We start from the raw sequence: 13,365 nt of genomic DNA on the forward strand, positions 1-13,365 counted from the left end.
GACTGAAGGAATCATCCCATAACCACCTAATCACCTAACCCCATAATCACTTTTAATCTATTTTATCCCTCATCCCAGCCTTCTCCCGCAAGGAGAAGGAGACTGAAGGAATCACCTAATCACCTAACCACTTAACCACCTTCTATTCTTCATCAAACCTGTAAGACAGCTTCCTGATCAAATACGACGTTTGCTGCGGCACCAGCGACATCGTTATCCTGCCCTCGTATTCATGCCAGTTCTGATTTTCCGGCTTCCGCCATTTCAAGGAAAACCGGCCGTCCATTATGACTTTTCTTTCATCCAGATGGCAGGTAAAATGCTTAAGCCTTATCCGGTAATCCACGGCATCCAACACATTGAAATTCCGGCGGTACTGCGGAATCATTTTTTTAAAAGGCTCTTTGTTTTCAATCGCGTTGTCAGTGAAAAACCTTTTAAATGCGTCCAGGTTCATGCTTTCATAAGCCTCGCAGTAATCGCGCAAAAAGGCATTCAACTGCTTTCTCATGTTCGCGGAGTCAAAAGGGGTAAACGGATTTGGCGGGGGGGGGGCCTTAGCGTCTTCCCGGTCGGACGCGCCTAAAGCCGCCATCTCTTCATGGGATTTCTTAACCGGTTCCTCGTTCACCGGCTTTTCAGCATTTTCTTCATCATCTGCGGCCGAGGCTTTTACCGCGGGGAAAACAGTCTGCGGCTTGTCATATCTGCGGTTAAAAACCTTTAAATCCGGCTGGGCCGAGTGTTCCGCCATTGCTGCGGCAAATGCAACATTCGCGTTCTGCCGCGGCTCTTTGGGCTTCTGCTGATCCGAAGGCGAAGGCCGGGGATCATCAAGCGAAGGCCTCTCTGGCGGCTCCACACCTGCTTTTTCACGGCCTGCCGCTTCTGTTCGAGCCGGTTCGGCCGCCTCTTGCTCAGCCCCCTTTCGAGCAGGCACCGCTGTTTCCTCGGTAAAGAATTGGCCGCCGCCCTTAAGTGAGGACTCCTGGAAGCCACGGTCAATTAAAATGCTCAAAAGAATGAGAAACAAGATGAGCCCGGCAAAATAAACAGCCTGGCGGTTAAAAATCCGGGCGGCAGGACCTTTTTCGGGTTGGGACCTGGCCGCATCCTCAGACCAGGACCAGCCGGCTGACTGCTTTCGACTGATATCATACTGCCGGCGCAGGGACTCATCAGACAGCACCTCATAGGCATTCCGGACATTGATAAAATTTTCCGGCTCCCCCTCATGCGTATCCGGATGCGTTTGGCGGGCTTTGTGCCAATAGGCTTTTTTGATTTCATCGCGGCTCGAACCCGAAGAAATACCCAGCACATTATAATAATCAGCCTGAAACCCCTCCTTTTTGCCGGATGAAAGCCCGAGGGCGACCGCCACGGGGCCCAGTTTATGCTGAAGCTTCTCATAGGCACAATTCTGCCTGGCCGCCTCCCTTGCCAGGGCCTTTTCGATTTCCCCGTGTTCCGCATCTTCACTCGGCTCTGCCGAGGTCATGATTGCGCAGTATAGGAGATATCGCCGATTTTCCGCAATTTCCCGGATCAGCCGGGGTGTATCATTGGCCCTGGCGGCAAGGCGGATATATTCCCGAATTGACGTCGCCTGGTCATCCCTCTGCCGTCGGCTGTGTTTTCCCGGAAAGCTCATCCCCGCCTTTTTTCGATCATTTTAACCCTCATCCCAGTTAACCCTCATCCCAGCCTTCTCCCAGAGGGAGAAGGAGACTAAAGGAATCACCAAATCTTTTCTACCCTCATCCCGACCTTCTCCCACAGGGAGAAGGGGACTAAAGGAATCACCTAATCTTTTCTACCCTCATCCCAGCCTTCTCCCAGAGGGAGAAGGAGACTAAAGGAATTTCCCTGTTCCCTGAACCACCTAACCACCTAACCACTTAATCACTTAACCACTTAATCACTTTTCCCCCTAATCACGTTTTTTTCTCCTTCTGATCCCCATAATCATAATAATAAGCCCGGTAGTATTTATAATAGGAGCGGTATCCGTATCTCTGATCCAGGTTTACCTTGTTGACGACACAGCCTAAGATGTTGCCCTGCACATTCTGCATGCCCTTCTTAAAATGGCGAAGTCCGTCGCGGGTAGTCTCCCCGATGGAGGAAACCAGAATCAATCCGCCCACCTTGCGTGATAACACCAGCACATCGGCAAATCCCTGATGCGGCGGTGCATCCAGAATGATCCGGTCAAAGCGTTCGGACAATTTTTTGAGCAACATGGAAAACCGATTCGAGGCCAGGAGTTCCACCGGGTTCGGCGGAATCGGACCGGAAGGAATCAAATAAAGGTTGTCCACGCTGGTTTTAGCGATAAACCTATTGTTGATCACCCCGGCCAGGAAACTCGAAAGCCCGTTGCCGTCGTTGGCAACCGACGCCTTTTGGAAAACCTTATTAAGCCTCGGTTTCCGAAGGTCCGCGTCAATAAGGACAACTTTTTCTCCGGCGCCGGCAAATGTCTGCGCCATATTAGCGGCAATCGTCGTCTTACCTTCGCCGGGGGCCGTGCTTGTAATGGCAATGCATCTGGCATTGGCATCCGAGCCGGAAAGCTGAATCGACACCTTGGATGTGCGAAACGCTTCAGACATTGCGGACCGGGGATTGTTGATAAAAGTCTTTTCCACCGGATACTCATTGCTCTCTTTTACCAATGGAATAACACCAAGTATGGGGAGCTGAAAGCGGTCGGTAATCTGGTCCGGATTGGTGATCGTGTCCGCAAAATACTCCATCACAAAGGCCGCGCCGATACCGCCTATCAGGCCCAGCACGATGGCCAGCAGAAGATTTCTTTTAACATCCGGCTTGGCCGGAAAAATCGGCAGCGACGCCTTGTCCACAACCTGAATGTTGGTCGGCGACACCCCGGCCATGGATTCGATCTCCTTGGCGCGCTCTAAAAGGCTCTGGTAAATGGCCTTGTTGGTCTCAACCTCGCGCTCCATGATCTTATATTGGGTAGCCCGCTGGTTGAGCGCCAGCGCCTCCTGCTTTCTCTCCTCCATTTTTTCCTTCAGCGCTTCAACCCGGCTTTGGGCCGCCAGGTACTCATTTTCAATCGAGTCGATGATAACCTGAATTTCGTTTTGTATCCGCTCCTCGAGGCTTCTCATCCGGCTTCTGATTTGTTTGACATCCGGATACTCGGCGTGAAATGTCTCTTCAAGATGGTCATACTCGGACTGCAGTTCGGCATACTGGGATTTTAAATTTCCGATCAATTCACTTTCGAGTACCTTAGGCAGACTTTCCCGCCCGCCTTTCATGGCCTGCTCATACCTGGCCTTTTTTTGGATAAGCGCCGTTTCGGCCTCGCTCAACGCATTATTGATGTCTTCCAGCTGCTTAAATACGCTGTTCAGACGTGAATCCATGGACACAATCCCCGCCTGGCGGGCGAATTTATTCTGCTGCTCCTCCGCATTTTCAAGGTTTATTTTGGCCTGCTCGATCTGCTTCATCAAATATTCGCGCGCTTTTCTGGAGGATTTGAGCTTCTGGTCCATCTTCCAGTCAACAAACTCCTCCATCACAACGTTTACCGCGTTGCGGGAGAACTCCCGACTGGTGGATCCAAAAGAAATGCTTATCATCGTGGAATTCTTCTGGGTCGAGACACTGAGATGGTTTTTAAAAAAACCTATATACTTCTTTTCGTCTATGGCTTTTGAAATTTTATTTTCGGGGTTCTCCGCGGCATTGGTGGTGCCGAACGGAAGCAGCGACTTGATAAATGATTTTACTTGCTGAAAAATCTTTCCATTCTTCTTCTTTTCAGATTGTTTTAAGTAGCTGGCTATATCCAGGTTTTCAAGCGCGCGGGCGGCCACCACATCGCTTTTAAGCAATGCCACCTGCGTCGAAATGTAAGCCTTGGAGTTCAGGTTTTCCTCCACCACATCATCGAACTTGGTCACCTTCTGGGTGGTCGGACTCACCTGGAGCGTGCCAGAAGCCCTGTAAATCTTATTTTGAGACAATGTAGAAATCAAAGAAGTGGTAAAAACAACCAGCAGCACAAACAGCAGCAGCCATTTACGCCGGAAGACCACGTCAATGTAGTCCCTGATGTTTATTTCCTCGTCATCATAATCGGGAATCGCGTCCCGGTACTCGGCAGCCGGCAGATTCTGATTGCCCGAATATTCGATGATGTCTCCAAAGTTTCCATTTTTCGGCATAATGATTTTGTCCTTATTTTTAAAATCCCCTCTGCCCCCCCTAAGGTGGGGGGAAAGAGGTGTGGCGCTTAACCACCTAACCACCTAATCACTTTATCTATTTTGTCCCTCATCCCAACCTTCTCCCACGGGGAGAAGGAGACTTAAGGGATTCCCTTAATCACATAACCACTTAACCACCTGAACCTTCTTCTTTTATCACCCGAAGATCAAAATCGTCAACAAATAGCTCGCCCCTGATCTTGCTGTCAAACTTGCGGCTCGGCTTCCGGCGCAAGGTAATCTTTACCGCGTGGCAGCCGTCCGGCGCCTTAAAATTAACCACCTGCTGCTGCCAATCCGTATCTGGGTCAACCATGCCGCTCTGCCAGCGCCCCTCGCATGCATAGCCGGAAACCGCTATAAACGGCCGATTGTCTGTCGAGAGCTTTCGACTCTTCCAGTAAAAACTTATCTCGTAGGACGCGCCCGGCTGCACGGGCACCAGCTGACTGACATGGGAGAAATTGATATTTTTTTGGCCATTGAAAACTATGCGCAGCGCATGGCTTCCCCGGAGGGCTTGAGCCGTCGTGCGTTCTATTTCCCACAGCCCCTGCCGGCTCTGCCGGTAACTCCAGCCGAAGACCCGGCCCGAGAGCTCCGATTCAAAGCCCGGGTTAAAAACCCCGTCAACGCCGGAGTGTTCCTGCCATACAGAAACGGCCTTTTCAATTTCACGCTGCCTTAGAAGAAACCGGGCATACGGCTCATAAACAGCCTCCAGAGCCCTTTTTTCTGCTGTGATTTCCTGCCAGATCTGCCATGAGTCCTCGGTCCGCTTCCAGCGCATCAGCCACTCCAGATAATCATCCAGCCGGTCCGAGGATAAAACCGCCACAATCCTGTCAATCTCCGCCTTAAAATGCTGGTCCAGCATCATCAAGGCATCATTTTTGAGCCCGGGCACCCCGATCACCGCATTGATATGCTCAATAAAAATATCTTCAGCACCCAGCTCACTGGCAAGCAGCACCTGATCCCATTTATAGTTCGAAGTGTCGGCTGTCTCACGGTGCACAAACCTCAGGAGGCGAGCCGCCCGGGCTTTGTTTCCAAGCGCGGCTTCAACCTGAGCCAGCTTGAGCCAGGCCTTCATGTTGAGCACATTGCCGTAAGCAGACTGTATAAAATAATCCCTCGCCCGCTTATGCTGATTATTCTGCCAGGCATTCAAACCATAATCATACATCCCGTCACTGAAAGACCGCGCTGGTCCCGGGTTCTTTTTAAACTCATGGGCCTTGTGGTGAACAATCCAGCTTGCCCCGCCGTACCACAGGAGCCAGCCGGATAAAATAAGCAGCCCCAGTATAATGCCGGTTTTCTTTACCAGGGAAGCCATGCGGGTTTTTTCCGCTTACCGTTTTTGGGCCGTCCCACAGGCGCGGGAGAGAGCAGCCGCCTGCCGGCAAGCACCCGGTCCGGATTCTCGTATGCAAGGAGCCGCAGGTTCTCACCGCCGATTCGGTTCTTGAGAACGGTTATTGCCTCAGATATACTGCCCGGCCCCCGGTCCGCGGCATTGTGGCTGTCCGTGGCCAGGCAGTGAACCATGCCATTCTGCGCCAGATAGGAAGCCGCCTCTTCAGGCCCCGGCCCGTAGGCGCCCAGAAACGCATCATAATTACATTGAAACCAGGCGCCGGCCTTTGCCAGCTTCTCATAGAGCCCGGGATGGGCCATCATCTGCTCACACCGCTCCGGATGCGCCACCAGAACCTGGTACCCTCTTGACTGCACTTCAAAAAAAACCTGCTCCCAGCCCAGGGGCAGCCGCTGAAACGGCAGCTCAATTAAAACAAAGGGCCCATCCGCAATGGAAATAATCCGCTTTTCATCCATCAGCCGGCACAAATCCGCGTCCAGCGCGATCTCCATACCCGGGTAAATTTTGAGACCGACGCCCTCATTTTCCAGCCGCCGGTTTAAGGCATCAACCTTTTCATAAACCACCTCCGGCCGAGACATCCAGGCAGTGCCCGGAATAGCATGCGGCGTGGCTGCAACATTGGTAAAACCGGCCTTTACATAGGCTTCCGCCATGGCAAGGCTTTCATCCTCGCTCCCCGGCCCGTCATCAATACCCGGCAGTATGTGGCTATGCAGATCGATCAACATATTTTCCCCAAAAGCAGCCCCATACAATCCCGCACAAAACAACAAAGTAGAGCAGGTTCGCCGGAATCTGGAGGTTAAAATCAAACACGCTGTGAAAGGCCATGGAAACAATCCCGCTTAAAGCCCCGATACCCACCAAAAAACGAAAATCATCCATCCGGCGGCCCGCCTGATAAATTCGCATCACACTTTTCCCAATAAACCACAAAAACCCGGTCATTATCAACACAAATCCCGGCCAGCCGGTCTCGATCAAAAGCTGGAGGTAATCGTTGTGCGCATAATAATATTTTCCGGTAATACCGCTTAGCGAATCGTAAACCGGAAACACGTCCGCGTAATTGTGCAGCCCGATGCCCAGCGGATGATCCTTCACAATCCCGAAGCTCTCCCGCCACAGGGCCACGCGCGACGCCCCGTCGGAGAGCTTCAAAAACCGTTCAAAAATGCTGTCCAGCCCGATGTTCAGACTGTATACGAAAAGCAGACAAAAACCGGCCCCGCCAAAAGCCCACATCCCCGGCCCGATCCGCCGCCTGCCCAATCTTAGCAGAACCAGAAAAACGCAGAACCCGATAAACGCCGCCGTAATCCCGGCCCTGGAGCGCGAAAAAAGAAGCGCCAGTATGATCAAAACCATGGCAAACACCAGGATGAACTGCCGCCCGAACCAGTCTGTTGAAAAAAGCCATTTCAACCGCTTAATCCGGCTGCTGCCCGGCAGCTCACGGGCATGTTTCTTTGCCTGATAGATGATAAGCCCAAGCCCCAGCGGCCACACCATTCCCAGGAAGCCGGCAAAATGATTCCGGTTGATAAACGTCCCCCGGGCACAGTCTTCAGCGCCGACCGCTTTTGACCACAGCACCTCCACGCCGGGTACAAACAGCTGCACCAGCCCGTACAAGGCCTCAGCAAAGGCTACCGCAAGCATAACCCACGCCATCTGCCGCAGAAACCCCTTGTCTTCAAGCCTTCCCTTTAACACAAAAAAGAACAGCAGCACCGCAAACAAAAGTCCGGCCCAGGCAGAAGCGGCCAGCCAATCATAGGAAAGACTCTCCCACCCGACAGACGCCCCCAGCAACCCGCTGCCCGCCTTCAAAAGTCCATACCGCTCCGGGCTCAAAAGCTCAAGCAAAAAACCCGGCAGCGGCACGCACAAAAACACCGAATACACCAGAAAACCGCCCGCAGTTGCCAATACCCACGGCCCCCCGATCCGAACCCTGCCCTGCCAATACGCAATCCCGAACACCCCCATCATCAGAACCGCATACACCGCCCACACCCACGGCTCAATCGCCCCGTAAAGCAGCGGTACCGTTCCAATAATAAAAAACAGCACTATATTTATAATCGACACTGCATTCCCCCCATAGAGCGGATAAGCATCGTAGGGCGGATAAGCGCCAGCGCATCCGCCGAATGACCCATTCCTTATCGTAGGGCGGATAAGCGCCAGCGCATCCGCCAAATGACCCATTCCTTATCGTAGGGCGGATAAGCGCCAGCGCATCCGCCAATTGACCCATTCCCCCGCCCCCTCGTAGGGCGGATAAGCCCCAGCGCATCCGCCAATTGACCCATTCCTTATCGTAGGGCGGATAAGCGCCAGCGCATCCGCCAAATAACCCATTCCCCCGCCCCCTCGTAGGGCGGATAAGCCCCAGCGCATCCGCCAATCACCAGCGCATCCGCCAAACACACATCCGCCAATCACCTTGACTTCCCGCCCCCACCCCTATATCATAACCCCATGAACCCCGAAAACACCAAATCCATTATCAATAGACACCTTGAAGCCCTCCGCCGCTTTAATAAATGGGAAGAAAGCCGCGCTGAAAAAATGGAAGACGCCCCAAACATGGCGGCAGTATTTGAACTATACGAACTGATTCCAAAGGAAGCCCGGCAACGACCGGTAGATGTGAAGGGTATCATGAAAATGCGCAGGGCATTGGCATGCCTGAAATAAAACCCTTTGAAAAAGCCCTCGGCGATATAGCCGCCTTATTTGACAGGCATAAGATCGACTACATGGTTATCGGCGGCCTTGCCAATGCGAAATGGGGCCGGCCGCGGGCCACATTGGATATCGATATCATCGCCTGGGCGCAGGACAGCGAAATTGAAAATCTCATTTCAATTCTTCAGAAAACCTATACCATCCGGGTGGACAAGCCGCTTGAATTCGCAGCAGAAACGCGGGTGCTGCCGATAAAAACCCATGAAGCTCAGCAGATCGATATCATTCTCGGGACACTGCCATTTGAACAGCAAGCAATAAAAAGAGCTGTCAAAGTAAAAATTGGCAATGCAGACATTAACTTTTGCACTGCCGAGGATTTAATCCTGCTCAAAATTATATCCGATCGCCCCCGGGATCTTGAAGATGTGGAGGGTATAATCAAATTCCAAAAAGAAAACCTTGACTACGGATACCTTGAGCCAAGAATCCTTGAACTATCCAACCTCCTGGATCGGCCTGAAATAGCTCAGCAGTGGCAAAATTGGAAAAAGAAACATTCATAAAATCCGATCGGCGGATGGGGTTTTATTGGATCGGCGGATGGGGTCAAGGGCTTGGTGGATGCGCTATCGCTTATCCACCCTACTACAATGCTCCCCGCCCCTCGTAGGGCGGATAAGCGCCAGCGCATCCGCCAAATGACCCACTCCCCGCCCCCTCTGCTATCCATCCATTCTACTCAAACAACCCTGCCCTCCTGATAGCCCTCCTTACTGAACGAAAAACATTTTCAAAAGAAGGCAAAGTAGTCATCTGGGAGCTTAAACGGACTTCCCAAAGCTTCCTATAGCGAGGCTCTTTTTTATCAAAATCATCGGCCAGTGTATCAAAGCTGCGCCCCCGAAACTTAAGCTTATTCATTATTTCAGGCAAAAGCATCGCCAAATCAACATGGTGGTTTGAAACAAGGTACCAAAAATCGTATAAATCACGCGGCTCATTACGCGCCCGGTCTGTAAGGGCCAAAAACTTCTCTACGCAGATTTCGTTCAGGGAATAAGCCCTGATTATATGGCCTTCAACAATGTCTTCATATTCATTATACCCGCTGAGAACCGGGCAATTATTAATCGGAAAGACAAATCTTTCCTTCACAGTAATATCCACCTTGACTTTTTTGGGCGATGAAACCGGAAGAGGGCCTTCATAAGTCAAATAAAAACTATAACTGTTTTGATGCCTTGCCCGATCCTCGCCGCCGAAACCAAAAACTATTCCACTGTCGTTTTTAACCTGAAGATAAACATCTTCAAGGCCTTCAAGAAGGTCCTCAAAAGAGATGCTCTGGGATAAGCTGAAATCCAAATCCTCTGAAAAGCGATAATCAGGGAAATAGCAACGTTTCAAAGCGGTCCCGCCTTTAAATATCAAATATTCTCGAAGGCTTGTTTTCGAAAGGCCAACAAGAAACCAAGCCAGACAATAATCGAGTTCCAGGACTTTTTCAGGGACACGTCTTTGACCTTTACGGGCAAGTCTGTTGGATAATGCCGAGATATTGCGCTGTGGTATCATATCAGGTGCTGACCAGAGAAAACAATTCATCCGGATCAATGTTAAGCCTGAGTCTCCATCTGGCAAGATATCTGCCCTCATCCGGCAGCACAGGATCTAAAATTGCGTAAGAATCTGTGAGCCGCTGCCGCAAACTGTAGATATGATCATCCGAGCCCAAGCCGAATGTCTCCAGCAAAAAGCCAAGCCGACGTATCACCGCGCCAATATCAAGCCTTAAAGCATAGTCGATCAGCCTGACCAGGGCTATCTCATCTTTTTTTATCCAAAGCCCCTTGGCCGCCTCGCTGACCCCTCCGCAGTACTGTGGGAACCTGAGTCCGTCAATAACTGTACGCTCTGGATCACTCACCCGGACCTTTTCTGTTTTTGTCACCCAATGATCCTCAATGCCGAAAAAGTGTTCCGGCTTGCAGCGGACAAAGAAAAATTCAACACCCAAAACAAAGCGGGGGCGTATGGGCTGAGTAACCGATGCATAAATCTTAAACTGGGGCTGGGTAACCATCTGGTGAATATCCATGGCAGAGCCGTGAGAGATATAATAGTTTTTCCTGCTTGCCAGTTCTCTGGCAATAACGTAAGGGTTGCCCATGTATTCCCGTTCAAAACCCAGTTCATAGGGAACCAGAATAAAAAGGCCGGGTTTTAATCTGGCCGCCACACCCCGCTTTACAAGAGACGCCACAAAATTCCGGGCGGATTTCGGTTCAAGCCCCGTAATTTCCATGACATCGGCATTGGAAAATACAGGCTTCCCCTGTTCGTAAAGCACCCCCACCAGATAAGCCGCCCGGGGGCCAAGGGTTTTAAGTTTTTCTGTATTATCATTACTCATATGCACAACGCCTATTTTTGATAGGCATTATGCACTTAAAAGATAATTTTGTCAAATCCTTTACCAGCCCCATCGCCTGAGCAAGAAGGGCGGATAAGCAAACTGATTGGTGGATGCGCTATCGCTTATCCACCCTACAATGCTCCCCCGCCCCCTCGTAGGGCGGATAAGCGACAGCGCATCCGCCGAATGACCCATTCCTTATCGTAGGGCGGATAAGCGACAGCGCATCCGCCAAAACCTTGATAGGGCGAACCACCGGGCCTGCCCGAAAAACCGATAGAACCAATTGACCGTGCCGACTCTTGCTTGACAATTCCGCTTATTCGTTATATTTCTAAAAATCATCATATTTGCTGCATAACTGAAACAGATTATGAACTGGATTGAATTTAAAAACAAAATGTTTGACCTCGGCTGTTTCAGCATTCATCAGGTATATGCCTGGCGGCCGGGATTTGATCGCAATAATTTGGTCCGCTGGACCAAAAAGGGCTACCTCGTGCATCTGCGGCGCGGATGGTACGCCTTTCCCGAATACAAGGATAAGCCGGATTTCGCCGAATATATCGCCGGCAAAATCTACAGCCCCTCCTACATCAGTCTGCACTCGGCCCTCGCATTTTATGGATTGATTCCCGAATCCGTAGTCCAGATAACCAGCGTCACATCACTGAAAACCGCTTCGTTTGCAAACGATTTTGGTGAATACGCCTACAAAAGCGTCAAAAGCGATTTGATGTTCGGCTATTTCCGCCGACCGCTTGCAGACGGCCGGGCAATCCCCTATGCGACCATGGAAAAGGCCCTGCTGGATCTGCTGTATCTTTATCCTTTCTATAATACGGAGTCCGAGCTGCTCGAACTCCGGCTCGATCGGGATATACTGGGTGAGAGCCGGGACCGGCGGGCATGGCTGTCAATGGGAAAACGATTCCAATGCGGGCGTCTTGAAAAGCGCATGCAGTTGCTTGAAAAGGTGTATGACTTATGATCTCAATCGAGCAGATCAAAAACTACTATCCGGCCCCAATGGCTGAAAATGCCGTCTTTCAAAAGCACATTGTCAAAGAATATGTACAGTTATTGATCCTGGATTATCTTTCCACCACAGAGCACATCCGCAAAATGACCTTTATCGGAGGCACAAACCTGCGCCTGGCCAGGGGCATCGATCGTTTTTCCGAAGATCTGGATTTTGATTGCAAAAACCTTACCGATGAAACGTTCATCCGGATGTCAGATGATGTTCTTGCCTTCCTGCAGCGCAGCGGATTTAACGTGGAGGCCAGAGAACGGGAGAAGAGCCGGTTGAAGGCGTTTCGACGCAGCCTTTATTTCCCGGAGCTTCTGTTTAACTTAGGTCTTTCCGGTCATCGGGAGGCGCGTTTCCTGCTGAAAATCGAATCCCAGGATCAGCAGACACCCTATGAACCCGTCATGGAATTCATCAGGGGCTGCGGTTTTTTCTTCCCGTTTCCGGTTCCGTCCGAAGCGGTGCTGTGTGCCATGAAGATTGCCGCCATGCTTAACAGAGGCAAAGGGCGTGATTATTACGATGTCATGTTCCTGCTGTCACGGACGGAACCGGATTATCAGTTTCTTACCAGCCGCTGCGATATCGGCAACCTTGCCGAATTAAAGGCTTCTGTTGAAAAATCCCTGCAAGCGGTTGATCTGCGCCAAAAACAAAAGGATTTTGAACACCTCCTGTTTCATCGTGACAACAGCCAGCGCATCTTGCATTTTGCCGAATTCATACGTTCCCTCTAATATCCCGATAGTCAGGGATCGGCGCATTGGGTTAAGGAAGGGATCGGTGGATGCGCTATCGCTTATCTCATTGGTGGATGCGCTATCGCTTATCCACCCTACAATGCTCCCCCCACCCCTCGTAGGGCGGATAAGCGCCAGCGCATCCGCCAATTGACCCATTCCTTATCGTAGGGCGGATAAGCGCCAGCGCATCCGCCAATTTTAACACTTATTACCCTTGACAATTACAGCCCACCAAAGCATAGTTTCAAATGTACAGAGAATATCAAATACTTCATAAATACCAATTAAAAAGGCAATTAGTATGGCGACAAAACCATTTTTTATAAGAGCCGAATGGGACGAGGAAGCTCAAGTATGGGTTGCAAGCAGTGATGATGTGCCCGGGCTTGCCACTGAAGAAGAAACCCTGGAAGGCTTGATCCAAAAACTAAAAATAATGATTCCTGAACTTCTTGAGGCCAATGGAACTGAAACCGATCAGGAGGTTTCATTTGAATTGTTTACCCGAAGGTTCGAGGTCACCCAACGGGCGGCTGTCTGATGTCCGATTATACCGGCGATTTGAAAAAATACTTACGCAAAGCAGGCTGTTCATTTGAGCGACAAGGAAAAGGCGACCATGAAATCTGGTACAGTCCCATCACCAAAATCCATTTCGTAGTCGATAATTCAATTAAATCCCGACATACCGCAAACGCTGTGCTCAAGCAAGCTGGCCTGCCCAAACACTTTTAAAGAGCAATAGGCACCCCACCAATAACCAATAACCAATAACCGCCCTTCCCCATTAATCAATAACCATTAACTCGCCCTCACCTGTCCTGCCCCCC

12 protein-coding genes are annotated in these 13,365 nt (G+C 50.8%); 5 read left to right on the top strand and 7 right to left on the bottom strand.

All coding sequences use genetic code 11. The features are described from left to right. Positions 1-142 precede the first annotated feature (142 nt). The 5 genes from U5L07_04835 to U5L07_04855 all read right to left on the bottom strand — a co-directional run bounded on the left by U5L07_04835 (position 143) and on the right by U5L07_04855 (position 7,737). Positions 143-1,654 carry a J domain-containing protein gene (locus tag U5L07_04835; GenBank protein MDZ7831052.1) on the bottom strand — a complete coding sequence of 504 codons (1,512 nt, stop codon included), beginning with the start codon at positions 1,652-1,654 and terminating at the stop codon, positions 143-145. Between the two features lie 283 nt (positions 1,655-1,937). Beyond that, positions 1,938-4,211 (bottom strand): polysaccharide biosynthesis tyrosine autokinase, encoded by a 2,274-nt coding sequence (locus U5L07_04840; protein ID MDZ7831053.1) that lies wholly within the window; start codon positions 4,209-4,211, stop codon positions 1,938-1,940. Positions 4,212-4,383: 172 nt separating this feature from the next. Continuing rightward, positions 4,384-5,595 carry a hypothetical protein gene (locus U5L07_04845; protein ID MDZ7831054.1) on the bottom strand — a complete coding sequence of 404 codons (1,212 nt, stop codon included), beginning with the start codon at positions 5,593-5,595 and terminating at the stop codon, positions 4,384-4,386. Next, a complete protein-coding gene (locus U5L07_04850; protein ID MDZ7831055.1) occupies positions 5,580-6,371 on the bottom strand; it encodes a CpsB/CapC family capsule biosynthesis tyrosine phosphatase in 792 nt (263 codons plus the stop codon). The genes U5L07_04845 and U5L07_04850 overlap by 16 nt, the downstream gene beginning before the upstream one ends. After that, positions 6,352-7,737: an O-antigen ligase family protein gene (locus U5L07_04855; protein MDZ7831056.1), complete on the bottom strand. Its 1,386-nt coding sequence runs from the start codon at positions 7,735-7,737 to the stop codon at positions 6,352-6,354. Before U5L07_04855 ends, U5L07_04850 begins: the two co-directional genes overlap by 20 nt. A 599-nt stretch (positions 7,738-8,336) precedes the next feature. Here U5L07_04855 and U5L07_04860 point away from each other — a divergent pair. Continuing rightward, entirely contained in the window at positions 8,337-8,906 is a 570-nt protein-coding gene (locus U5L07_04860) for a nucleotidyltransferase (GenBank protein MDZ7831057.1), read from the top strand. A gap of 172 nt (positions 8,907-9,078) precedes the next feature. Here the strand turns inward: U5L07_04860 and U5L07_04865 are convergent, their stop codons facing one another. Together U5L07_04865 and U5L07_04870 are read right to left on the bottom strand one after the other, a co-directional pair. Beyond that, on the bottom strand, positions 9,079-9,984 hold the full coding sequence (locus tag U5L07_04865) for a nucleotidyl transferase AbiEii/AbiGii toxin family protein (GenBank protein ID MDZ7831058.1): 906 nt from the start codon (positions 9,982-9,984) through the stop codon (positions 9,079-9,081). Beyond that, positions 9,920-10,756: a hypothetical protein gene (locus U5L07_04870; GenBank protein MDZ7831059.1), complete on the bottom strand. Its 837-nt coding sequence runs from the start codon at positions 10,754-10,756 to the stop codon at positions 9,920-9,922. Before U5L07_04870 ends, U5L07_04865 begins: the two co-directional genes overlap by 65 nt. A 376-nt stretch (positions 10,757-11,132) precedes the next feature. Between U5L07_04870 and U5L07_04875 the strand changes: the two genes are divergently transcribed. From U5L07_04875 to U5L07_04890, 4 genes are all read left to right on the top strand, one after another. Beyond that, entirely contained in the window at positions 11,133-11,750 is a 618-nt protein-coding gene (locus U5L07_04875; GenBank protein ID MDZ7831060.1) for a hypothetical protein, read from the top strand. Then, positions 11,747-12,529, top strand: a complete 783-nt coding sequence (locus tag U5L07_04880; GenBank protein MDZ7831061.1) for a nucleotidyl transferase AbiEii/AbiGii toxin family protein — start codon at positions 11,747-11,749, stop codon at positions 12,527-12,529. Before U5L07_04875 ends, U5L07_04880 begins: the two co-directional genes overlap by 4 nt. Positions 12,530-12,836: 307 nt before the next feature. After that, positions 12,837-13,076 (top strand): DUF1902 domain-containing protein, encoded by a 240-nt coding sequence (locus U5L07_04885; protein ID MDZ7831062.1) that lies wholly within the window; start codon positions 12,837-12,839, stop codon positions 13,074-13,076. Next, positions 13,076-13,270, top strand: a complete 195-nt coding sequence (locus U5L07_04890; protein MDZ7831063.1) for a type II toxin-antitoxin system HicA family toxin — start codon at positions 13,076-13,078, stop codon at positions 13,268-13,270. The genes U5L07_04885 and U5L07_04890 overlap by 1 nt, the downstream gene beginning before the upstream one ends. Positions 13,271-13,365 lie beyond the last annotated feature (95 nt).

Source organism: Desulfobacterales bacterium (assembly GCA_034520365.1).
GTDB lineage: Bacteria > Desulfobacterota > Desulfobacteria > Desulfobacterales > Desulfosalsimonadaceae > M55B175.

Coding starts and splice junctions, on each gene's coding strand:
- U5L07_04870 (MDZ7831059.1), bottom strand. CDS start 10,756: ATGAGTAATGATAATACAGAAAAACTTAAAACCCTTGGCCCCCGGGCG.
- U5L07_04860 (MDZ7831057.1), top strand. CDS start 8,337: ATGCCTGAAATAAAACCCTTTGAAAAAGCCCTCGGCGATATAGCCGCC.
- U5L07_04885 (MDZ7831062.1), top strand. CDS start 12,837: ATGGCGACAAAACCATTTTTTATAAGAGCCGAATGGGACGAGGAAGCT.
- U5L07_04835 (MDZ7831052.1), bottom strand. CDS start 1,654: ATGAGCTTTCCGGGAAAACACAGCCGACGGCAGAGGGATGACCAGGCG.
- U5L07_04850 (MDZ7831055.1), bottom strand. CDS start 6,371: ATGTTGATCGATCTGCATAGCCACATACTGCCGGGTATTGATGACGGG.
- U5L07_04875 (MDZ7831060.1), top strand. CDS start 11,133: ATGAACTGGATTGAATTTAAAAACAAAATGTTTGACCTCGGCTGTTTC.
- U5L07_04840 (MDZ7831053.1), bottom strand. CDS start 4,211: ATGCCGAAAAATGGAAACTTTGGAGACATCATCGAATATTCGGGCAAT.
- U5L07_04845 (MDZ7831054.1), bottom strand. CDS start 5,595: ATGGCTTCCCTGGTAAAGAAAACCGGCATTATACTGGGGCTGCTTATT.
- U5L07_04890 (MDZ7831063.1), top strand. CDS start 13,076: ATGTCCGATTATACCGGCGATTTGAAAAAATACTTACGCAAAGCAGGC.
- U5L07_04880 (MDZ7831061.1), top strand. CDS start 11,747: ATGATCTCAATCGAGCAGATCAAAAACTACTATCCGGCCCCAATGGCT.